General features: G+C 68.2%; 24 protein-coding genes. 7 read left to right on the forward strand and 17 right to left on the reverse strand.

Translation table 11 applies throughout. The features are described 5' to 3' along the window. Positions 1-31: 31 nt before the first annotated feature. Positions 32-637 (forward strand): LolA family protein, encoded by a 606-nt coding sequence (locus T8T21_RS12170; protein WP_183469953.1) that lies wholly within the window; start codon positions 32-34, stop codon positions 635-637. Between the two features lie 63 nt (positions 638-700). On the opposite strand, the gene T8T21_RS12175 is transcribed toward T8T21_RS12170, so the two are convergent. The 3 genes from T8T21_RS12175 to T8T21_RS12185 all read right to left on the reverse strand — a co-directional run bounded on the left by T8T21_RS12175 (position 701) and on the right by T8T21_RS12185 (position 2,878). Further along, positions 701-1,189 carry a cupin domain-containing protein gene (locus T8T21_RS12175; RefSeq protein WP_322335791.1) on the reverse strand — a complete coding sequence of 163 codons (489 nt, stop codon included), beginning with the start codon at positions 1,187-1,189 and terminating at the stop codon, positions 701-703. Positions 1,190-1,333: 144 nt separating this feature from the next. Beyond that, positions 1,334-1,918 carry a transglycosylase SLT domain-containing protein gene (locus T8T21_RS12180; protein WP_183469949.1) on the reverse strand — a complete coding sequence of 195 codons (585 nt, stop codon included), beginning with the start codon at positions 1,916-1,918 and terminating at the stop codon, positions 1,334-1,336. Positions 1,919-1,993: 75 nt separating this feature from the next. Beyond that, the gene (locus tag T8T21_RS12185) at positions 1,994-2,878 is read right to left on the reverse strand and encodes an AEC family transporter (protein WP_183469948.1); all 885 of its coding nucleotides are present in this window, start codon (positions 2,876-2,878) and stop codon (positions 1,994-1,996) included. Between the two features lie 83 nt (positions 2,879-2,961). Here T8T21_RS12185 and hspQ point away from each other — a divergent pair, with 83 nt between their 5' ends. From hspQ to T8T21_RS12205, 4 genes are all read left to right on the forward strand, one after another. After that, positions 2,962-3,288 carry a heat shock protein HspQ gene (gene hspQ, locus T8T21_RS12190; RefSeq protein WP_183469945.1) on the forward strand — a complete coding sequence of 109 codons (327 nt, stop codon included), beginning with the start codon at positions 2,962-2,964 and terminating at the stop codon, positions 3,286-3,288. Positions 3,289-3,373: 85 nt separating this feature from the next. Next, complete coding sequence (locus tag T8T21_RS12195; RefSeq protein ID WP_322335792.1) at positions 3,374-3,847, forward strand: GAF domain-containing protein; 474 nt, start codon at positions 3,374-3,376, stop codon at positions 3,845-3,847. A 67-nt stretch (positions 3,848-3,914) separates the two neighbouring features. Continuing rightward, complete coding sequence (locus T8T21_RS12200) at positions 3,915-4,493, forward strand: helix-turn-helix domain-containing protein (RefSeq protein WP_183469942.1); 579 nt, start codon at positions 3,915-3,917, stop codon at positions 4,491-4,493. Continuing rightward, a complete protein-coding gene (locus T8T21_RS12205; RefSeq protein ID WP_322335793.1) occupies positions 4,477-5,163 on the forward strand; it encodes an RluA family pseudouridine synthase in 687 nt (228 codons plus the stop codon). Before T8T21_RS12200 ends, T8T21_RS12205 begins: the two co-directional genes overlap by 17 nt. Here the strand turns inward: T8T21_RS12205 and T8T21_RS12210 are convergent. The 3 genes from T8T21_RS12210 to T8T21_RS12220 all read right to left on the reverse strand — a co-directional run bounded on the left by T8T21_RS12210 (position 5,160) and on the right by T8T21_RS12220 (position 8,278). Beyond that, complete coding sequence (locus T8T21_RS12210) at positions 5,160-5,747, reverse strand: alpha/beta hydrolase (protein ID WP_322335794.1); 588 nt, start codon at positions 5,745-5,747, stop codon at positions 5,160-5,162. The two genes, T8T21_RS12205 and T8T21_RS12210, sit on opposite strands and share 4 nt — an antisense overlap. Further along, positions 5,747-6,685 carry a ring-cleaving dioxygenase gene (locus T8T21_RS12215; protein WP_322335795.1) on the reverse strand — a complete coding sequence of 313 codons (939 nt, stop codon included), beginning with the start codon at positions 6,683-6,685 and terminating at the stop codon, positions 5,747-5,749. Before T8T21_RS12215 ends, T8T21_RS12210 begins: the two co-directional genes overlap by 1 nt. Positions 6,686-6,829: 144 nt before the next feature. After that, a complete protein-coding gene (locus T8T21_RS12220; protein ID WP_322335796.1) occupies positions 6,830-8,278 on the reverse strand; it encodes an aldehyde dehydrogenase family protein in 1,449 nt (482 codons plus the stop codon). 118 nt (positions 8,279-8,396) lie between these two features. On the opposite strand from T8T21_RS12220, the gene T8T21_RS12225 reads away from it, so the two are divergent. Beyond that, positions 8,397-9,050: a peroxiredoxin gene (locus tag T8T21_RS12225; RefSeq protein ID WP_322335797.1), complete on the forward strand. Its 654-nt coding sequence runs from the start codon at positions 8,397-8,399 to the stop codon at positions 9,048-9,050. Positions 9,051-9,086: 36 nt separating this feature from the next. Here the strand turns inward: T8T21_RS12225 and T8T21_RS12230 are convergent, their stop codons facing one another. From T8T21_RS12230 to T8T21_RS12270, 9 genes are all read right to left on the reverse strand, one after another. Then, a complete protein-coding gene (locus T8T21_RS12230; protein ID WP_322335798.1) occupies positions 9,087-9,650 on the reverse strand; it encodes a L,D-transpeptidase in 564 nt (187 codons plus the stop codon). 142 nt (positions 9,651-9,792) lie between these two features. Then, on the reverse strand, positions 9,793-10,434 hold the full coding sequence (locus T8T21_RS12235; protein WP_322335799.1) for a hypothetical protein: 642 nt from the start codon (positions 10,432-10,434) through the stop codon (positions 9,793-9,795). A 187-nt stretch (positions 10,435-10,621) separates the two neighbouring features. After that, positions 10,622-12,754 carry a polyribonucleotide nucleotidyltransferase gene (gene pnp, locus T8T21_RS12240; RefSeq protein WP_322337491.1) on the reverse strand — a complete coding sequence of 711 codons (2,133 nt, stop codon included), beginning with the start codon at positions 12,752-12,754 and terminating at the stop codon, positions 10,622-10,624. Between the two features lie 188 nt (positions 12,755-12,942). After that, positions 12,943-13,212 (reverse strand): 30S ribosomal protein S15, encoded by a 270-nt coding sequence (rpsO, locus tag T8T21_RS12245; protein WP_183469935.1) that lies wholly within the window; start codon positions 13,210-13,212, stop codon positions 12,943-12,945. A gap of 168 nt (positions 13,213-13,380) precedes the next feature. After that, entirely contained in the window at positions 13,381-14,337 is a 957-nt protein-coding gene (locus T8T21_RS12250; protein WP_322335800.1) for a calcium-binding protein, read from the reverse strand. A gap of 90 nt (positions 14,338-14,427) precedes the next feature. Then, entirely contained in the window at positions 14,428-15,000 is a 573-nt protein-coding gene (locus T8T21_RS12255; protein WP_322335801.1) for a cob(I)yrinic acid a,c-diamide adenosyltransferase, read from the reverse strand. Beyond that, positions 15,000-15,203, reverse strand: a complete 204-nt coding sequence (locus T8T21_RS12260; RefSeq protein ID WP_183469932.1) for a twin transmembrane helix small protein — start codon at positions 15,201-15,203, stop codon at positions 15,000-15,002. Before T8T21_RS12260 ends, T8T21_RS12255 begins: the two co-directional genes overlap by 1 nt. A gap of 72 nt (positions 15,204-15,275) precedes the next feature. Continuing rightward, entirely contained in the window at positions 15,276-16,109 is an 834-nt protein-coding gene (locus T8T21_RS12265; protein ID WP_322335802.1) for an SDR family oxidoreductase, read from the reverse strand. Between the two features lie 82 nt (positions 16,110-16,191). After that, entirely contained in the window at positions 16,192-16,689 is a 498-nt protein-coding gene (locus T8T21_RS12270; protein WP_322335803.1) for an SH3 domain-containing protein, read from the reverse strand. Between the two features lie 140 nt (positions 16,690-16,829). Here T8T21_RS12270 and parC point away from each other — a divergent pair, with 140 nt between their 5' ends. Further along, positions 16,830-19,148 carry a DNA topoisomerase IV subunit A gene (gene parC, locus T8T21_RS12275; protein ID WP_183469926.1) on the forward strand — a complete coding sequence of 773 codons (2,319 nt, stop codon included), beginning with the start codon at positions 16,830-16,832 and terminating at the stop codon, positions 19,146-19,148. 73 nt (positions 19,149-19,221) lie between these two features. Here parC and T8T21_RS12280 read toward each other — a convergent pair whose 3' ends face one another. Both T8T21_RS12280 and T8T21_RS12285 read right to left on the reverse strand, forming a co-directional pair. After that, positions 19,222-19,878, reverse strand: coding sequence for a Fe2+-dependent dioxygenase (locus T8T21_RS12280; protein ID WP_322335804.1), 657 nt, complete (start codon positions 19,876-19,878; stop codon positions 19,222-19,224). Continuing rightward, positions 19,878-20,927, reverse strand: coding sequence for a hypothetical protein (locus tag T8T21_RS12285; RefSeq protein WP_322335805.1), 1,050 nt, complete (start codon positions 20,925-20,927; stop codon positions 19,878-19,880). Before T8T21_RS12285 ends, T8T21_RS12280 begins: the two co-directional genes overlap by 1 nt. Between the last annotated feature and the right edge of the window lie 22 nt (positions 20,928-20,949).

The raw sequence follows: 20,949 nt of genomic DNA on the forward strand, positions 1-20,949 counted from the left end.
CGGGCGCAGGACATCAAGGACCACGCGAGACATGACCATGATCCGACGCAGCTTCCTCGCCTCGCTCGCCGCCGCTTCGCTGGCGGTGGCCGCCGGCCCGGCCTTCGCCCGGCAGCTTTCGCTGGGCGAGATCTCGAACTACCTCAACCAGCTCCAGTCGGCGAGCTCGGGCTTTACCCAGATCAACGGCGACGGCTCGATCCAGACCGGCACGATGTACATCAAGCGGCCCGGCCGGATCCGCTTCGAGTATCAGGGCGACCGCTCGATGATGATCGCCGGCGGTGGTCAGGTGGCGGTGTTCGACGCCCGCTCCAACACCGGGCCCGAGCGCTACCCGCTGAACCAGACGCCGCTCAACATCATCCTCGAGCGCAACGTCGATCTCGGCCGCGCCGGGATGGTGACCGGCCATACCTCGGACGGCACCAAGACCACCGTGACCGCCCAGGACCCGGCGCATCCGGAATACGGCTCGATCCAGATGGTGTTCACCGCCGATCCGGTCGAGCTGCGGCAGTGGATCGTCACCGACGATGCCGGGCAGAAGACTACTGTGGTGCTCAACGATTTGCGGCCGGGCGCCAGCATTTCGGATTCGAAGTTCAACATCCGCTCCGAGATGTCGAAGTGGTGACGGGCCACGCCTGAGCCCTCTCGGGGCCGCCGGTCGTCCGACCGGCGGCCCTTTTCGTTATGGTCAGTTGGTCTGGCCGCGCGGATCGTTGGCAGGGTCGAGATAGGTTACCGCGAACGGCCCCTCGCCATTGATCTGGATCACGGTCTCGCCCTCGGCCGTCGCCCGGTGCGGGTGGTCTGGGGGGATCATGATGAAGCCGCCGGCCGCGACCTGCTGCGGCTCGGCCGTGGCGGGGTCCTCGCCATGGGCGAAGAGCAGGGTGCCGGATATCACCGTCACGTGCTCTGCGGTGGGGTGGGTGTGCGGTGGTACCGCAAAGCCGTCCGGAAAGCGCAGCCGCACCACGAAGGGGCCGGCCTCCATCGGGTTGCCGCTCAGCACGGCGAGCTCGGCACCCTCGGGCAGGGTGGGCGGTCCAGCGCCCCACTCCAGCATATCCGGCGCCATCGATTTTGCCATGTCGTCCATGGCGAAGGCCATGGAGCCGGTCAGGGCGAAGACAAGGGCGATGCCCCCGTTGCGCCACGGGTGATCTGGGAATCGAAACATGTCGAGTATCTCCCATGATCGGGCCGCAATTCGGCCCGTGCCGCAGGGTAGGCTTCGAGATCCGAGTCGCACAGCTCCCCGAAGGGACTGCATCCGCCTGACGTACAAGGAAAGGGCGGCCCGAAGGCCGCCCGTATCCGTGGTTCAGCGCTTGCCGCAGGCCCTGAGCTGGCTGTCGTAGAGCAGGGTGCGGCGGGCCAGCGAGTCCGAGACGTTGATCAGCCAGCCCTTGGACTTCCAGGTCCCGCGCCGGTAGCCCGCGCGCCCGTCGTGATAGGCCAGATACTGGTTGCGGGTGTCGTAGAGCGGGATGCCCAGTTCGCGCTGGGTGCCGTTCATGTACCAGCCCATGAAGTTGGTCGCGTGCTCGATCCGGTCGCGCTTGTGCCGGAAGCCGCCCTCCTGCTCCATGTATTCCTCCCAGGTGCCGTCGAGCGCCTGGCTGTAGCCATAGGCTGAGGATTGCCGGCCGACGGGAATCACCCCGAGCTTCCACTGGAACGGCGTCCGCGCGTTGCCGACAAACTTGCTCTCTTGGTAGATGATCGCCATCTGCACCGGGACCGGCACGCCCCATTTGCGTTCGGTCGCCTTGAAAGCGCGGAGATAGTCGGGATGCTGGCGCACGATGCTGCAGGCGTCGTCCAGCTCGCGGGGCGCGGCGAAGTCGCGCTGCCCGCAACCGGCCAAGACGGCCAACACAATCATGGCGCGAAAGAGTCTGCTCATATGCCCCTCGCAAGCGTTTGTCTTTTTTTTCGAGCCTAGCCCAACGCGGGGCAACGCGAAACAGCCCAGAGCGGTTCAGGCGATCACGATTGCCAGGATGAGCGGCAAGGTGATCACCGACAGCAGGGTCGAGGTGACCACCAGCCCCGCCACCGCCTGCGCGTCCGAGCCGTACTTCTCGGCCAGCAGGTAGGAGGTCACCGCCACCGGGGTCGAGATCTGCACCACCAGCACCGCGAAGGCGGTGGGCGGCAGGCCGAACCACAGCCCCAGCACCGCGGCCACCATGGCGCAGAGCGCGATCTTGGCGGCCGAAAGCGCAGTGGTGCGCGCCAGCGTGCCGGGGCGCAGCCGGGCCACCGCGACGCCGAGCGTGATCAGCATCAGGGGAATCGCCATCTGGCCCACGAGCTCCAGCGTGTTGGTCACCACGTCGGGGGTGCGCCAGCCGCGCCACAGGAACAGCGCGCCCAGCAGCGTGGCCCAGACCAGCGGCTCGCGCAGCACCCGTCCCATGGCGCCGCGCCCGGCGACGATGCGGATGCCGAAGGTGAAGGAGCCGATCGCCATCACCGCGAAGACTACCACCGCGTAGCCCAGCCCCTCCTCGCCGAAGGCGAAATAGGCCAGCGGCAACCCGACATTGCCGGTATTGCCGAAGATCAGCGGGGCCAGATAGGTCGGCTGGTCGAGCCTGAGCACCGCCAGCAGCGCCGCGAAGGCCAGCGCCAGCGCCACGTAGCTCGCCCCTGCGGCGAGCGACAGCGTCGCCAGCGCCGAAGGGTCGATCTCGGTCTTCATCAGGGCCACGAAGATCAGGCAGGGCACCGAGATCGTCATCGCCATCCGGCTGACGAAGCGCACGTCGTATTCCAGTCCAAGGCGAACCCAGCCGAAGCCGATCAGCGCCAAGGCGAAGACGGGCGCGGTGATCTCCAGCACTGTCGAAATCAGGTTCACGGACTGTTTCTCCCCTACTTGACCACCCCGCATGGACCTGTGAGGGGCTTTGCGGGTAATACTGGTGGAAAGGACGGTCTGCCATGCTGAAGTCGCGCGCAAAATATTCGTTGGGTCAGGTGGTCCGCCATCGCAAGCACCCGTTCCGCGGCGTGATCTTCGATGTCGACGCGATCTTCTCCAATACCGAGGAATGGTACCTGGCGATCCCCGAGGACAGCCGCCCGGCCAAGCAGCAGCCCTTCTACCATCTCCTCGCCGAGAACGCGCAGAGCTACTACGTCGCCTATGTCAGCGAGCAGAACCTCGTGGCCGACTATTCCGGCGAGCCGGTCGACCACCCCGATCTCGACGATCTCTTCGGCCCGTTCGAGGATGGGCATTACCCGCTGCAGGTCGATCTGAACTGAACGTGCGATAGCGTACGGGTTTGTGGGGTTGCGGCGGGTCCACGACCTGTCCCATTGGGCAGGTATTCGACCCGGAGCATCAGTTATGACCCTCGATTTCGACGAACTGCGTGGCCGCGTGCTCGCCCTGACCGAGGGCGAGACCGACGAGATCGCGCTGATGGCGACGATCGCTTGCGAGCTGCACCACGCCGATGACCGGTTCGACTGGACCGGCTTCTACCGCGTGACCGCGCCGGGGCTGCTCAAGATCGGGCCCTACCAAGGGGGGCATGGCTGCCTGACGATCCCGTTCGAGCGCGGCGTCTGCGGCGCGGCGGCGCGGACCGGCGAAACCCTGCTCGTGCCCGATGTCGAGGCGTTCCCCGGCCACATCGCCTGCTCCTCCTCGACCCGATCCGAGCTGGTGATCCCCCTACGCGACGTCGAAGGCCGGGTCTTCGCGGTGCTCGACATCGACAGCGATCAGCCGGACGCCTTCGACGCGGCAGGCGCGGAGCGGCTTGAGGCGCTGCTGAGGACTGTGTTTTCGCAACATCGGGCCGCAATTCCCGCCTGAGTTGTTGCAGATTTTGATTAACAAACCCCCAGGGGGTACAAGGCCCTGCACGAAAGGGCAGGTGTTTATGAGTGTGATGGATGAAGTGCGCAGCGGGTTGGGAACGGATCTCCGGCGCCTGCGCAAATCAAAGGGATTGCGGATCGCGGATCTCGCGGCGCTGACCAACCGCTCGACCGGCTGGATCAGCCAGGTGGAGCGGGGCCGGTCGCGCCTGGATTACGAGGATCTGAAGATCCTTGCTCAGGCCTTCGAGCTGCCGCTGTCGCAGCTGTTCCGGCGCGACGGGGCGGTTCTGGCTCCGGAGGATACCGTGCTGCGTGCCGATCAGCGCCGTGCCCTGTCGGCCGACAACAGCGGCGCGATGGACGACCTGCTGACGCCGATGATGGCGGGCATTCATTTCTACAGCAGCGAGCTTGCGCCGCACACGGCCTCGGAGCGACCGCGCCACGAGGGCGACATCATGATGGGGCTGGTGGTGAAGGGCGACGTCCAGATCCGTATCGGCGATCGTCACCATCACCTCGGTGCCGGAGACAGCTTCTGGAGCCGGGGAGAGGCCTTCTCCTGGCTCAATCCGCACGACACCCCTTGCACGGTGGTCTGGGTGCTGGCACCGCTGCCGGATGACCCGGACGCCTGACACCCCGCCCGAACCCGATATCGGCAGCGCCTATGATCCGCCGCAGACGCCGCTCTCGGTCATTCATGACGACCATGAGATCCTGATCGTCGACAAGCCCTCGGGCCTGCTCTCGGTGCCGGGCAAGGGGGCACATCTGGCCGATTGCTTGTTGAGCCGGGTGCAGGAGGCCTTTCCCACGGCGCTGCTGGTGCATCGGCTCGATCGCGACACTTCGGGCGTGATGGTCTTTGCGCTGACGCCGCATGCTCAGCGCCATCTCGGTCTGCAATTCGAAAAGCGCCAGACCCGCAAGACTTATGTGGCGCGGGTGGCCGGACGGCTCGAACCGGCGACAGGCACGGTCGACCTGCCGATCGCCGTGGACTGGCCGAATCGGCCCCGCCAGAGGATCGACCACGAGAATGGCCGCCCGGCCGTGACCGACTGGCGGGTGGTGCGCGCCAATGACGCCGAAAGCCGGGTGCGGCTCAGCCCCAAGACCGGGCGCAGCCACCAGCTGCGGGTGCATATGCTGGCGCTCGGCCACCCGATCCTGGGCGATCCGTTCTATGCCGAGGGCCCGGCGCGCGACGACCACCCGCGGCTGATGCTGCATTCCGAGACGCTGCAATTCCGCCATCCCGACGGCGGCAAAGGCGTGCGCTTCAGCGCCCGCGCGCCCTTCTAGGCGAGAAAGCCGCGCAGCGCCTCGATCTCCCTTGGGCGGATCTCGTGGCCGCCGGGATGCCAGGCCTGGCTCAGCGCGACGCCCTGCGCCTCGAGATAGTCGGCCAGGGCGCGGGTGAGCGGCGCCGGACAGATCGGATCGCGCTCACCCGCCGTGATCAGCACCCGGCGTCCGGCGAGGCCCGGTTGCGGCGCGGGCGTCCAGGGGATCAGCGGGTGCAGCAGCGCCATGTCGGTGAACAGGGCAGGGTGCTCCAGCGCCGTGGCGGCGAGGATGTTGGCGCCGTTGGAATAGCCCAGCCCGATCACCCTCGTGGCGCCGGTGCGGGTGATCTCCGCCGCGACAAAGCGGGCCATCTCGTCGCGCCGCTGCGCCAGATCCTGCATGTCGTAGACGCCCTCGGCCTTGCGCCGGAAGAACCGCAGCGCGCCGCCCTCGCTCACCTCGCCGCGCGGCGAGACGACATGCGCCTCGGGCAGCAGCTCCATGCCGAAGCCGTGGAACTGCTGCTCGTCGCCGCCGGTGCCGTGAAAGGTGAGCAGCAGCGGCGCGCCCGCGCGGCCGTCGTGCCGGGCCGCCTGCATCACGCCTCGTCCCCGAGCGGCTCGAGCTGGCGCTCGAGCTGCGCGCGCAGGTGTTCGTGCTGGCGGGGCAGCTTCAGCCCCTCGCCGAGATGGGCGCGCTCCTCGTCCCGGTCGAAGCCCGGCTCGTTGGTCGCCACCTCGAACAGCACGCCGCCGGGGCTGCGGAAATAGATGGCGTAGAAGTAGTCGCGGTCGATCTGCGGCGTGGTCTGCCAGCCCGCCTCGGCCAGCCGCGCCGCGACCTCGGCCTGCGCGGCGCGGTCCTCGACCGCGAAGGCGATGTGATGCACGGAGCCCGCGCCTTGCTGCGCGCGCGGGGCCGCCGGGTCGACACGGATGTCGATCCGGTTGGCCAAGTTGCCCCCGGCGATCTCGTAGCGCGTCACGGCACCCTCGGCGCCCGCCTCACGGTAGCCCATGAAATTCAGTAGCTCGACCGTCGCGGCCGTGTCGCGCAGGAGCATCTCGACCGAGTGAAAGCCGCGGATCGCGATTTCGGTCTCCACCCCGCCCCCGGTCCAGGGGGCGCGGTCGTCGCCTGCCACCTCGACCAGCGCCAGCCGCTCCCCATCGGGGCCGTCGAACAGGACCCGCGCCGCGCCGAAGGCGCTGTCGCGGGCGAGGTTCTCGACATGGCGCTCGCGCAGCCGCGCCTCCCACGCCGTGGCGCTGCCTTCGGGAATCGCGAAGGAGGTCAGCGCGACCTCGCCGGCGCCACGCCGACCGCGCGCCGCCCGAGGAAAGGGAAAATAGGTCATCACCGTGCCCGGCGTCCCGATCTCGTCGGCGTAGTAGAGGTGATAGACGTCGGGCGCGTCGAAATTGACGGTCTTCTTGACCCGGCGCAGCCCGAGCGTGTCGGTGTAGAAAGCGTTGTTGGCGCGTGCGCCCGACGCCATGGCAGTGACGTGGTGCAGGCCCTTGATCTGATCCAGCATGGCTTCGGCTCCCCTGTGCTTAGCACCGAGATAATCTAGCACGGGCAGCGCGAAATCCCCGCTTTGGGCGCGGGATCGGTGCAGGGGCGCACAGTCGTCGGCGCCAAAGGCAGGCGAAGGGGCGGCAAGCCGCCCCTTGGGTCATCACTCGGCGGCGTCGAGGCCCCAGCCGGAGATCGCCTTGACCTCGAGAAACTCCTCGATGCCCCAGATGCCGCCCTCGCGCGCGCGGCCAGACTGGCCGACGCCGCCAAAGGGCGCGCCCGCCCCCCGCGACCGGCCGTTCATCTCGACCATGCCGGAATGCAGGGCGAGGGCGAGACGGTTGCGCCGCGCCGGATCGGCGCTCTGGACGTAGTTGGTCAGGCCATAGGGCGTGTCGTTGGCGATCTCGACCGCCTGCGCCTCGTCGTCGAAGGGCAGGATCGACAGGACGGGGCCGAAGATCTCCTCGCGGGCGATGGTCATCGACGGCGTGACGTCGGCAAAGACGGTGGGGCGGACGAAGTAGCCACGGTTGACGCCTTCGGGCAGGCCCGGCCCTCCTGCCACGAGGCGCGCGCCCTCCTCGATGCCTTTCTCGATCAGGCCCTGCACCTTGTCCCACTGGGCCTTGTTGACCAGCGGGCCGATATGCGCGCCGGGCTGGCTCGCGGGGCCGACGCGGGTGGCGGCGGCTTCGTGCGCGGCGATCTCGACCGCCTGGTCATAGAAGCCGCGCTCGACCAGCATCCGGGTTGGCGCGTTGCAGGATTGGCCGGTGTTCTCCATGCAGTGCTGCACACCGCGCCGTACCGCGTCCTCGCCGGAATCGGCGAAGACCAGGTTCGCGCCCTTGCCGCCCAGCTCGAGAGTGACGCGCTTGAGCGTCTCGGCCGCGGTGCGGGAAATGGCGCGGCCCGCCCGGGTCGAGCCGGTGAAGGAGATCATCTGCACGTCCTCATGCGCCGACAGCTGCGTGCCGACGCCTGCGCCGTCGCCATTGACGAGGTTGAACACCCCCGGCGGCACGCCGGCCGCGTCCAGCATCTCGGCGAAGACGATCGAGGAAAGCGGCGCCTCCTCGGAGGGCTTGAGCACCATGGTGCAGCCGGCGAGCAGGGCCGGCACAACCTTGAGCGTGACCTGGTTCATCGGCCAGTTCCACGGGGTGATCAGCCCGACCACGCCGATCGGCTCCATCGAGATCATCGTGTCGGGGGCGTGATCGCCCAGCGGGCGCAGCCATTCGATCTTGTCGAAGGCAAGCAGGAAGTTCTTGGTGTGCCAGGGCAGGGCGCTGGCCTGTTCGGCGCGGGCAAAGTCGATCGGCGCACCCATCTCGAGGCTCATCGCCTCGGCGAGATCCTCCTTGCGTGCCCTGTACTGCTCAAGGAACCGCTCGATCAGCGCCCGGCGCTCCGCGGGCGGAGTGGCGCGCCAGCCGGGCAGGGCGCGCTTGGCGGCGGCCACGGCGGCGTCGGTGTCGGCCTGCGCGCCCAAGGAGATCACCGCGCAGACCTCCTCGGTCGAGGGGTCGATGACGTCGCAATCGCGCGCCGCCGCAGGGGCGGTCCAGCGGCCGTCGATGTAGAACTCGCGTTTCTCGATCATGGAATGTCCTCCGTCTTGGCGGCGACAGTGGCAGTGGCTCGTCCGGCCCGCAAGCGGTGGCAGCGGGGGGGCGGGCTTCCTATGTTGGCAGCAACGCAACCGGATGAAGGAGGCTGACATGGCCCTGCGCATCAATGACGAGATCCCGAACCTGACGGTGACCACCGATCAGGGCGAGCTGAACCTGCATGACTGGGTCGGCGACGGATGGGCGATCATCTTCAGCCATCCCAAGGACTTCACCCCGGTCTGCACCACCGAGTTCGGCGCCGTGGCGCGGCTCCAGGCCGAATGGGACAAGCGCGGCACCAAGGTGCTGGGCGTCTCGGTCGACGGCGTCGACGAGCATGTCCGCTGGAAGCGCGACATCGAGAAGGCGGGTGGCGCCGCGCCGCAATTCCCGATCGTCGCCGATGACGGTCTGGAAATCTCCAAGGCCTTCGACATGCTGCCCGCCGATGCCTATCTGCCGGACGGGCGCACCCCCAATGACAGCGCCACGGTGCGGGCGGTCTTCATCATCGGCCCGGAGAAGCAGCTCAAGCTGTCGATGACCTACCCGATGACCGTCGGCCGCAATTTCGGCGAGGTGCTGCGCGCGCTCGACGCGTTGCAGCTTTCGACCGGCAAGGGCGTCGCGACACCCGCCGACTGGCAGGTCGGCCAGGACGTGGTGATCCCGGCCACCCTTTCGGACGAGGACGCGAAGGCCAAGTTCGGCGACTTCGAAACCGTTCTGCCCTATCTGCGGATGACCAAGGCGCCGCAGTAATCGGTAAAGGGGCGCCCGCATGCGGGCGCCCTGCCATCAGGCGACGACCACGGTCGTGCCGACCGGCACCCGTTCGTAGAGATCCTCGACATGCTCGTTGATCAGCCGCACGCAGCCCGAGGAGAACTGGCGCCCCATCGTCCAAGGCTGCGGTGTGCCGTGGATGCGGTAGTAGGTGTCGCGCCCGTCGCGGTAGAGGTAAAGCGCCCGCGCGCCCAGCGGGTTGCGGGCATGGCCACCGGGCAGCCCGCGCGCATAGGGGCCGTACACCGCCGGTTCGGCCTTGATCATGTTGGCGGTGGGCGTCCATGACGGCCATTCGGCCTTGCGCGCGACCCGCGCGGTGCCGGAGAAGTTGCGCCCGGCCGCGCCGAGCGCCACGACGTAGCGGATCGCCTTGCCATCGCCCAGTGTCCAGTAGAGCCGGTTCTGCGCGATCCGGACGTGAATTTCGCCAGCGGCCAGTTCCGGGTTCACCGGCACCACGCTGGGCAGCCAGTCGCGGGGAATCTTCACAACATGCGGGGGCGCGGCCAGCACCGGCCCGGTCGCCACCGACGCGGCCATAGCCGCGAGAACGCCTCGTCTCGTGAGTTTCATGACTGCTCCTGATCGGACTCTTTGGCCCGTTTTCGCCTCGATGCGGGGGAGCATAGCACGGAATGGTGGAAATTGGGTTTACGAAACGGCAAGAGACGCGCCGTCACCGGCGCGCCTCTCGGAGGGCAAACTGAGACGGGGATCAGAAGGCGTAGGAGACGCCGATCGCGATCCAGGGATAGGCCTTGATGAAGCCGAGATCGTCTTCGATCTGGGCGGCTTCCTCCTCGAGATCGTCCATTTCGATGTTCTCGCCCTCGACGTCGATGTCGATGCCGCCGAACATGATGGCGCCGATCTCGGCGTCGAAGGCCCAGCGCTCGCCGAAGCGGGTCTCGTAGCCGACCGCCACCATCGGCGAGATCGGCCGGCCGAAGGATGCGGAGGCGTGCAGCGAGGCGTCGGAATACTCCGAATCGCCGACCTCGATCGTCTCGCCCGGCCCGGCCACCATGTCGAAGCTGAGGTCGGGCTTGCCGAGATACAGGCCGCCCGAGAGGCGCAGGCCACCTGCAGTCGGGTAGTAATCGGCGAGCGCGGCGAGGCCGAGCGTGGCCAGCTCGACGGTCATTTCACCCTCATCTTCTTCCTCGGTGTGGGTGAGGGTGGGCAGGCCGACGACGACGCCGCGGGCGCGCAGCTGCGGCATCGCCTCGTAGCTGGCCGAACCGTAGAGGCCGAGCGTCGACAGGCCGAAGCCGGTCGAGAGATCCTCGACGGATTGGGCTTGGGCGCCGGTGGCGGCGAGGAGGAAGAGGGCGCTGAGAGCAATCTGGCGGGTCATCGGGGTTCCTTGTTGGTGACCCCGCCATCTGCCGAAAAGGACAGGTGAATCACAACCCATGGGTGTCTGACCGGAGATCGGTCACGTTTCCGTGTGACCGTTTCGCCGCAGTGCAGCACACGCCTATTCAGAGCGCATGAAAAAGGGGCCCGAAGGCCCCTTTTCCCGTTCCGTCAGAAGCGTCGGCTCACTCGGCCTGCGCGTCTTCCTTGGCTTCCTCGCCAGTCTCCTGGTTCACGACCTTCATCGACAGACGCACCTTGCCGCGATCGTCGAAGCCCAGCAGCTTGACCCAGACCTCCTGGCCCTCCTTGAGGACGTCCGAGGGGTGGTTCAGGCGGCGGTTCTCGATCTGGCTGACATGCACGAGGCCGTCGCGCTTGCCGAAGAAGTTCACGAAGGCGCCGAAGTCGACGAGCTTGACCACGGTGCCCTTGTAGACCTTGCCTTCCTCGGGCTCGGCCACGATCGAGTAGATCATGTCGTAGGCCTTCTGGATCGCCTCGCCATTGGCCGAGGCGATCTTGATCACGCCGTCGTCGTTGATGTCGACCTTGGCGCCCGAGACCTCGACGATCTCGCGGATCACCTTGCCGCCCGAGCCGATCACTTCGCGGATCTTGTCGGTCGGGATCTGCATCGTCTCGATGCGGGGCGCGTGGACCGAGAACTCGGCCGCGCCGGAGAGCGCCTTGTTCATCTCGCCAAGGATGTGCATCCGGCCGTCCTTGGCCTGCGCCAGAGCCTTGCGCATGATCTCGGGGGTGATGCCCGCGACCTTGATGTCCATCTGCAGCGAGGTGATGCCCTCGGCGGTGCCGGCGACCTTGAAGTCCATGTCGCCGAGGTGGTCCTCGTCGCCCAGGATGTCGGTCAGCACGGCGTAGGAGCCGTCATCTTCCAGCACGAGGCCCATGGCCACACCCGCGACCGCGCTCTTGAGCGGCACGCCGGCATCCATCATGGCGAGCGAGCCGCCGCAGACCGAAGCCATCGAGGAGGAGCCGTTCGATTCGGTGATCTCCGAAACGAGACGGATCGTGTAGGGGAAGTCGGTCGCCGCCGGCAGCACCGCCTGCAGCGCCCGCCAGGCGAGCTTGCCATGGCCGATCTCGCGACGGCCCGGGGAGCCGACGCGGCCCACTTCGCCCACCGAGTAGGGGGGGAAGTTGTAGTGCAGCAGGAAGTTCGATTTGAAGTTGCCGTGCAGCGCGTCGATGAACTGCTCGTCATCGCCGGTGCCGAGCGTGGTCACCACCAGTGCCTGGGTCTCACCGCGGGTGAACAGCGCCGAGCCATGGGTACGCGGCAGCAGGCCGGTCTCGGCCACGATGTCGCGGACGGTGTCGAGGTTGCGACCGTCGATCCGCTTGCCCTTCTTGACCACGTCGCCGCGCAGGACGCTCGATTCGAGCTTCTTGAGCGCCGAGCCGAGGTTCTCGTCGCCGAGCTGCTCTTCGGTGAGCTGCGCCTTGATCGCCTCGCGCGCGGCCGCGACGGCGGCGGTGCGCTCCTGCTTGTCGGTGATCGCGAAGGCGGCGCGCATCTTCTCCTCGCCGGCGGCCTTCACGGCGTCGTAGAGCGCCGCGTAGTCCGGGGGGGTGAAGTCGAAGGGCTCCTTGGCGGTCTCTTCGGCCAGATCGATGATCAGGTCGATGACCGGCTGGATCTGCTCATGCGCGAAGTTCACGGCGCCGAGCATCTCTTCCTCGGTCAGCTCGTAGGCCTCGGACTCGACCATCATGACCGCGTCCTTGGTGCCGGCGACCACGAGGTCGAGGCGCTGCTCGGGGTTCGAGCGCAGGTTCTGCATGTCATCGACGGTCGGGTTCAGCACGTATTCGCCATCGACGAAGCCGACGCGGGCGCCGGCGATCGGGCCCATGAAGGGGGCGCCCGAGATCGTCAGCGCGGCCGAGGCTGCGATCATCGCGACGACGTCGGGGTCGTTGACGAGGTCGTGGCTCAGCACGGTGCACATCACCAGAACTTCGTTCTTGAAGCCCGGCACGAAGAGCGGGCGGATCGGCCGGTCGATCAGGCGCGCGGTCAGCGTCTCCTTCTCGGTCGGGCGCGCCTCGCGCTTGAAGAAGCCGCCCGGGATCTTGCCGGCGGCGTAGTATTTTTCCTGGTAGTGGACGGTCAGGGGGAAGAAGTCCTGACCCGGCTTCGGCGCCTTGGCGAAGGTGACGTTGGCCATCACGCTGGTTTCGCCCAGCGTCGCGATGACCGAGCCGTCGGCCTGGCGCGCGACCTTGCCGGTTTCCAGCGTCAGCGTCTCTTCGCCCCACTGGATCGATTTTTTCACGTCGTGAAACATCGTCTTTTCCATTCTGGCCCGACCTTCGGGCCCTTGTGCCCCCCTTCGTGCGTACAGTCCCCGGGGGCGGGTTGCGGAGGGGCCGGATGCCCCTGGCTCTTTTTCTCGTGTCCGTGACGCGGGGCGAGCCCGGTCCGCGCCATCCCGGATATGAAAGGGACCGCGCCGTGGCGCGGTCCCTGAAAACCTTAGCGGCGGATGCCGAGGCGGCCGATCAGGGCCTGGTAGCGTGCCTCGTCGCGGGACTTCACATAGTCCAGCAGCTTACGGCGGCGAGCCACCAGCTTCAGAAGGCCACGGCGGCCGTGGTTGTCCTTCTTGTGGGTCTTGAAGTGCTCGGTCAGGGTCGCGATGCGCGAGGTCAGGATCGCAACCTGCACCTCGGGCGAACCGGTATCGCCGTCCTTGGTGGCGAAATCGCTGATGACCTTGGCCTTGTCTTCCACGGTGATCGACATCGGGGTCTCCTTTCGGGTGAGGGTGATGGCACAAGCCGGGATGTCGTCCAGCAGGGCCCATGGAGCACCGCCTTCATATAGGAAGACGGATGCGTGCCCATAAGGGAAATCGCCCGAAAAGGAAAGCGGAATGCTGCGGCGCGAGGCCGCGCCCGGCCGGGGCGCGGCTCAGGCGGCGGTTTCGGCCATCAGCGTCACCGTCCCCGGCGCGAGCTGCTCCAGCCCGTCGATCCGCAGCAGCGCCGCGCCGTCGGCGCGCAAGAGCAGCCCCTCGGGCACCGGCTCCAGCGTCAGCTCGGGCGCGGCGGTGGCGGGATGCAGCACCATGATCCGGTCCTGGGTCGCGTCGAAATCGGCGATCACCGCGGGCTCGCCTGCCTCGAGGCTGCGCAGCGCGAACAGGTCGCCGCCCGATCCGCCATGGGCGATATCGTCGGCGCCGAGCATGATCTCGTCGTCACCGGCACCGCCATTGAGGTAGTCGCGGGCCCCGTCATCGGCCCCGTCGAGTCGATCGTCCCCCGCCCCGCCATGCAGCACGTCGCGACCCGCGCCACCCGACAGCCGGTCGTCTCCGAGATCGCCGCCCAGCATGTCGTCGCCCGCGCCGCCCGACAGGGCGTCGAGGCCGTCGCCGCCGCGCAGGGCGTCGTCACCGGCATCGCCAAAGAGCAGGTCGTCACCGACATGGCCCCAGAGCGCGTCGTCACCTGCGCCGCCACGCAATACATCGTCGCCGCGCCCGCCATGCATCTCGTCGGCACCGTCGCCGCCATCCGCCATGTCGTCGCCGTCCCGCAGGTCGAGGTGATCGGCTCCCGTGAGGCCGGCGACATCGTCTGCCCCGTCGGTGCCAAAGACGACGTCGGCGCCCATAGTGCCGTGCCCGGACAGACGCTGAGGTGCCACCCCCGTCACGGGGCCGGCCGCTGCTTCCTCGCTTGTCGGGGTGTCGCTTGCCGCCACCGGGCTAGGTTCGGGCTCCAGCACCGTGTCCAGCGGAACGGTCTCAGGGGGCGTGTCCGCCGGGGCGGGTTGGGGCTCGGCTTCCGCCTCGGCGGCGGGGGAGGGCAGCAGAGCGGCGCCGGTCAGGGCAAGGCCGAACAGTCCGAGCAGGGTGATCATCGCAGTCTCCGGGGAACGAGGCCGCGCGAGACTAGCACGCGGCGGCGCCGGTCCGGCGGAGAACTGTGTCCCGTGGTTAAGCGCGGATGATCAGCGGTTGGCGCCCGGCTGCCACAGCAGGTCGGCGCGACCGGAATCATTGGCGATCCGCGCGGCGACGAAGAACCAGTCCGACAGTCGGTTGAGATAGCGCAGCGCCTCGGTGTTGAGCGGCTCTTCCCGGCCCAGCGCCACGGCCAGCCGTTCGGCCCGACGCGACACGGTGCGACAGTGGTGCAGCTGCGCGGCCAATGGCGTGCCGCCCGGCAGCACGAAGCTTCTCAGCGGCTCCAGCCGTTCGTTCATCGTGTCGATCTCGCGCTCCAGCCGCTCGGTCTGGGCGGCGCTCATGCGCAGCACGGGGTGTCCGGCCTCGGCGTCCTTGTCCGGCTCGGGACGGCAGAAATCGGCGCCGAGGTCGAACATGTCGTTCTGGATTCGGCTCAGCGCTGCCGCCATCTCGTCCTCGGCGTGCAGCCGGGCGAGGCCCAGCGCCGCGTTGGTCTCGTCCACCGTGCCGTAGCATTCGACCCGGAGCGCGTCCTTGGGCACCCGGCTGCCATCACCGAGCGCGGTGTCGCCCTTGTCGCCGGTGCGGGTGTAGATGCGATTCAGAACGACCATCAGTTCATGCCCCTCAGGAAAACGTAGAGCAAGATCAGCAGCACCGCGACGAATTGCGCGCCGATGCGCCAGCGCATGATGCGGTTGGCGTATTTGCGGTTGAAGTCGCCGCCTTTGCCGAAGGTGCCGACCCCGAACATCAGGATGCCGGCGACGATCAGCACGGCGAGGATGACGAGGATGAGGAGGGGATCTTGCAGCATGGCGGGCCTTTCGCGGTTCCCCTAGGATCTAGCGGTTCCAGCGGCGAAGAAAAGCGGGACGCGGTGTCGCGGTCAGCCGCGCGACACCACCCGGTCGAGCGCGCGCGTGCTCAGGATCCGCCGCAGCGTTCCGGACAGATGCGTGGGCAGCGTGACGTAGTAGCGCGGCCGCGGCCGGGCCGCTTCGAGCGCATGGGCCAGCTTTTCCGCCACCGCGCCGGGCGGCAATTCGAACCGGTCCGGGGCGCGATCCTCGTAGAGCCTGCGCAGGAGGCCACCTTCGTATTCAGCGCGCCGGGCCGAGTTCTTCCAGTCGATCCAACGTTCGAAATGCGGAATCGAGTTGGCCCTGATCCGCGAAGTGACGGGGCCCGGCTCGATCAGCGAGACATGGATACCGGTGCCCTTCATCTCGAGCCGCAGCACGTCGGTCAGTCCCTCGAGCGCGAACTTGGTCGCGACATAGGCGCCGCGCCATTTCACCCCCACGAGGCCGAGCACTGAGGAGCAGTTGACGATCCGCCCCTGGCCCTGCTCGCGCATCACCGGGATGACCCGGGTGGTCAGGTCGTGCCAGCCGAAGAGGTTGGTCTCGAAGATCTCGTGCAGCGCCTCGCGCGGCAGATCCTCGACCGCGCCCGGGCAGGCGAAGGCACCGTTGTTGTAGAGCGCGTCGAGCCGGCCGCCGGTCATCGCCAGCACCTGCGCCAGTCCTTCGGCGACGCTGTCGGGGTCGGCATAGTCGAGCCGCGGCGCCTCGAAGCCCTCGGCCCGCAGCCTTTCGCAATCCGCCTCGGCGCGGCAGGAGGCGAAGACCCGCCAGCCCCGTGCGCGCATGTGGTGCGCGCAGGCGAGACCGATGCCGGACGAGGCGCCGGTAATGAGCAGGGTGCGGGGCGTATCCATGCGGGCCTCATGCCGGGGCAAAGGCCGCGCCGCAACGAAAAAGGCGCCCCGCAGGGCGCCTCTTCGCAGCAGTGTCCAGCGATCAGCCCTCGATCGGGGCCAGCAGCCGCTCGGACATCCAACCGGTTTGGCCGGTGGAGGTAATCTCGATCTTGGCCCAACCGCCAGCGCTCTCGATCAGCCGCGCCTCGGTGCCGCGGGGCAGCGTGTCGACCACGCCATGGCTGGTGCCGGGACCCTGCCGCATGTTGACGCGGTCGCCGCTCACCTGCAGCAGGGCGAGCTTGGCATCGGCGGCTTCGGCCGTGGTTTCGATCGCGGCCGGGGCAGGGGTCGCCGCAGCGGCGGGCTTGGGCATGAAGGAGGCGGAGATCAACTCGACATTCTCGGGAAATTCGCGCATCGCGGTGACCGGGATGCCCGAGTCGGTGCGCTCGATCTCGAAGGCGTCGCCCGTGGTATCAGCGGCCTGCGCCACGGAGATGCGGGTCTGGGGCTGGAAATCGGCTCCGCCGGACATTTCGTAATAGCCCACGCCCAGCAGCAGGAAGGTGACACCGATACCAAATACGTGCTTCATGACAGCCTCTCGTTCTGCTCTGCGCCCTGGCGGATCTCTCACTGTCGCGTGACACCCGCCGCTGATGCAGGATCTCGCTGATCCGTTGCCTCCCTAACCGCGACTTTACGCCGATGGTTCCCGGCGATAGGAAGCTTTTCATGCCAAACCCCCTTGACGACGCCCTCCCGGCCCGGCCGGAGCAGGACCTGACCGAGCCGCTGCGCCGTGCCATCGGCGAGCGTTACTTGAGCTATGCGCTCTCCACGATCATGAACCGGGCGCTGCCGGACGCGCGCGACGGCCTCAAGCCGGTGCATCGGCGTATCCTTTATGCCATGCGCGAGCTGAAGCTCTCCTCGACCGGCGGCTTCCGCAAATCGGCCAAGATCTCGGGCGACGTGATGGGCAACTATCACCCGCATGGTGACGCGGCGATTTACGACGCGATGGCCCGCCTCGCGCAGGACTTCGCGGTGCGCTACCCGCTGGTCGACGGCCAGGGCAATTTCGGCAACATCGACGGCGACAACCCGGCCGCCGCCCGATACACCGAGGCCCGCCTGACCCCCGCCGCCGAGGCGCTGATGGAGGGGCTGGCGGAGAACGCGGTCGACTTCCGCCCCAACTACGACGGCACGCTCGAAGAGCCCATCGTGCTGCCCGCGGCCTTCCCGAACCTGCTCGCCAACGGCTCGAGCGGCATCGCGGTCGGCATGGCGACCAACATCCCGCCCCATAACCTGCACGAGCTGATCGAGGCCTGCCTCTACATGATCAAGACGCCGGGCGTCTCGGACGAGAAGCTCGTCGATCTGGTGCCGGGTCCCGACTTTCCCACCGGCGGCGTGCTGGTCGAGCCGCGCGAGAACATCCTCGCGGCCTACCGCACCGGACGCGGCTCGTTCCGGCTGCGCGCGCGCTGGGAGGTGGAGGAGCTGGGCCGCGGCCAATGGCAGGTGGTGGTCACCGAGATCCCCTACCAGGTGCAGAAGTCGAAGCTGATCGAGCGGCTCGCCGAGCTGATCCAGACCCGCAAGATCCCGCTTCTGGCGGATGTGCGCGACGAGAGCGCCGAAGACGTGCGCATCGTGCTCGAGCCGCGCGCCAAGACCGTCGAGCCCGAGATGATGATGGGGATGCTGTTCAAGAACAGCGATCTCGAGATCCGCTTCGGCCTCAACATGAACGTGCTGATCGACGGGCTGACGCCCAAGGTCTGCTCGCTCAAGGAGGTGCTGCGCGCCTTCCTCGACCATCGCCGCGAGGTGCTGACCCGCCGCTCCGAGCATCGGCTGGAGAAGATCGACCACCGGCTCGAGGTGCTCGAAGGCTTCATCACCGCCTTCCTCAACCTCGACCGGGTGATCGACATCATCCGTTACGACGATCAGCCCAAGCAGGCGCTGATGGCCGAGGATTGGGACCGCGATCATGTCCGCGCCGTCTCCGAGCGCGACTATCGCTCGCCGCTCTCCGAGCCGGCGGGGGGTGGCGGCCTCACCGAGGTGCAGGCCGAGGCGATCCTCAACATGCGGCTGCGCTCGCTGCGCCGCCTCGAGGAGCTGGAGCTGCTGAAGGAGCAGGACGCGCTGATGCAGGAGCGCGCCGGTCTGGTCGACCTGCTGGCCTCCGAGGAGTTGCAGTGGAAGTCGATCGCGACCCAGCTGCGCGAGACCCGCAAGTTGATGGGTCACGGGACCCCGGGCGGCGATCGGCGGACCGGCTTCGCCGAGGGCACCGAGATCCCCGACGTGCCGATCGAGGCGATGATCGAGCGCGAGCCGATCACCATCGTCTGCTCCGAGATGGGCTGGATCCGCGCGATGAAGGGCCACATCGCGCTCGACAGCGAGTTGAAGTTCAAGGATGGCGACAAGGGCCGCTTCGTGCTGCACGCCGAGACCACCGACCGGCTGCTGGTCTTTGGCTCGAACGGGCGGTTCTACACCGTTTCCGCCTCCAACCTGCCCGGCGGGCGGGGCATGGGCGAGCCGCTGCGGCTGATGGTCGACCTGCCCAACGAGGCGCAGATCGTCTCGCTGCATCTCTACCGGCCCGAGCGGCGGCTGCTGGTCGCCTCCTCGGCCGGTGACGGCTTCATCGTCAACGAGGACGAGGTGCTGGCCCAGACCCGCGCCGGCAAGCAGGTGCTCAACGTCAAGGACGAGGTCGTGGCGAAGATCTGCAAGCCGGTGACCGGCGATGCGGTGGCGGTGGTGGGCGACAACCGCAAGGTGCTCGTCTTCCCGCTCGACGAGCTGCCCGAGATGACCCGTGGCAAGGGCGTGCGGCTGCAGAAGTACAAGGATGGCGGCCTGTCGGACGCGACGACCTTCGTCCTGGAGGCGGGGCTGTCGTGGAAGGATCCGGCCGGTCGCACCCGGACCGAGAGCGATCTGGGCGACTGGGTCGCCAAGCGCGCCACGGCCGGGCGGATGGCGCCGCGCGGCTTCCCCCGCGACAATCGCTTCAACTAAGCCAATCGCTTCGACTGAAACGAAAAGGCCCTCCCGATGCGGGAGGGCCTTTTGACTTTCAAGGTCCGTCGCCTCAGTCGGCCCACATCCTGAGCAGGTTCGACCGGCTCTTGGCGAGCAGGTCGAACAGCTCCGACTTGCCCTCGCGCGCATGGATCTCGCGCACGGCGCGGTCGAGATCGAACAGCATCTCGCGCTGGGCGGCGTCGCGCAGCCGACTTTGCACCCAGCCGACCACCGCCAGCCGCGTGCCACGCGTCACCGGGGCGACCCGGTGCAGCGTGGTGGAGGGATAGACCATCAGCCCACCTGCCGGCAGCTTCACGGCGCGGCTCTCGAAGCCATCCTCGATCACCAACTCGCCGCCGTCGTAGCTCTCGGGCTCGGACAGGAACAGCGTGAAGGAGATGTCGGTGCGGATGCCCTGCATCAGCGCGTCGTCGACATGCAGGCCGTAGGTCTGGCCCTGCCGGTAGCGCGACAGGATCAGCGGCGTCATCCGCGCCGGTCGCGCCGCCGCCTGAAACAGCGCGTTGCCGCCGAGCGCCTTCTCGACCTTGGCCAGCACCGCGTTGCGCGCGGGCGAGGGGGCGGCTTGGTCGTTGGCCTTGACCTCGCGGGCATAGCGCCCGGCCGAGGCCCGGCCGTCGGCGAAGTCGATCGTGTCGATCGAGGCGCGCAGCGCCTCGACCTCCGGTGCCGACAGCAATCCGTCGATGGCGAGCAGCATCAGTTCAGGCCGAGCGCGGCCAGTTCGACGCGGGCCGCGGCGCCGTGGAGCAGGGCCACGTCGACGCCCGGCAGCGCCTCGGGGGCGAACCCGTCGAAGGCCGCCATAGCGGCCTCGACCGCGTCGCGCGCCTGCGCGCCCGCGGCCGCCACTTCAGCGTCGTCCGACGCCGCCAGCGCCTCGGTCTCGGCCAGTGCCGCCTGCGTGAAGCCCAGTGCGTCCTGGTATTCGTGCAGCTCGGTGATGCTGCCATCCGGCGCGATGCCGACTTCGTATTCCTCGGCCGCGATCCGCAGTGCCGCCTCGACCGCCTCGAACCGGGCGCGCGGGTCGGTCACGGCGGCACGGGCGTCGCCGATGCGGGCGATCAGCGCCTCGAAGGCGGCCTCGGCCTGCGAGGTCTCTGCGCCGCCTTCGACGGCCGTGGCCAGCTCCGCCAGCTCGTCGGAGAAGCCCGCGACGCCGCGCTGCTCGAGGCGCGGAGCCAGACCGGCGTAGATCTCGTCCTCGGGGTGCTTCATATGGGTCGCGGCGAGCTCGGCGCGGCTGTCGCGCTGCAGCGCGATCCCGGCGCGCAGATGCCCTTCGATCAGCAGCAGGTCGGTCAGGTAGGCGGTGTCTGCATCGACTTCGATGACCAGGCCGCCTTCGCCGCCCTCTCCGCCTTCGCCGCCTTCGCCACCCTCGGCTTCGACTGCGCCACTCTCGCCGCCTTCACCGCCTTCGGCGCCGGCTTCGCCGCCCTCTGCGTGGGCTTCGCCCTTCTCGCCACCTTCGGTCGAACCGGCCTCGCCGCCCTCACCGCCTTCTGCGTGAGCCTTGCCCTGTTCGCCACCTTCACCGCCTTCGGTCTCGATGGCGCCTGCTTCGCCGCCCTCGCCACCTTCGCCGGCGATCGGCCAGAGGGTCTGGGCTGCCTGGCCGGGAACCGTGGCCTGCGGGCCGCCGGCCATGGCGGAGCCGACGGCGGCGCCGCCCATCGCGGTCGCGAGGGCGAGGCTGCGCCACATGCGGGCATTGACGGGACGGGGGGTCTTGGTGCTGGACATATGTCCTCCGCAAAGATTCTGA

The organism is Limimaricola variabilis, assembly GCF_034371605.1.
Classification (GTDB): Bacteria; Pseudomonadota; Alphaproteobacteria; order Rhodobacterales; family Rhodobacteraceae; genus Limimaricola; species Limimaricola variabilis.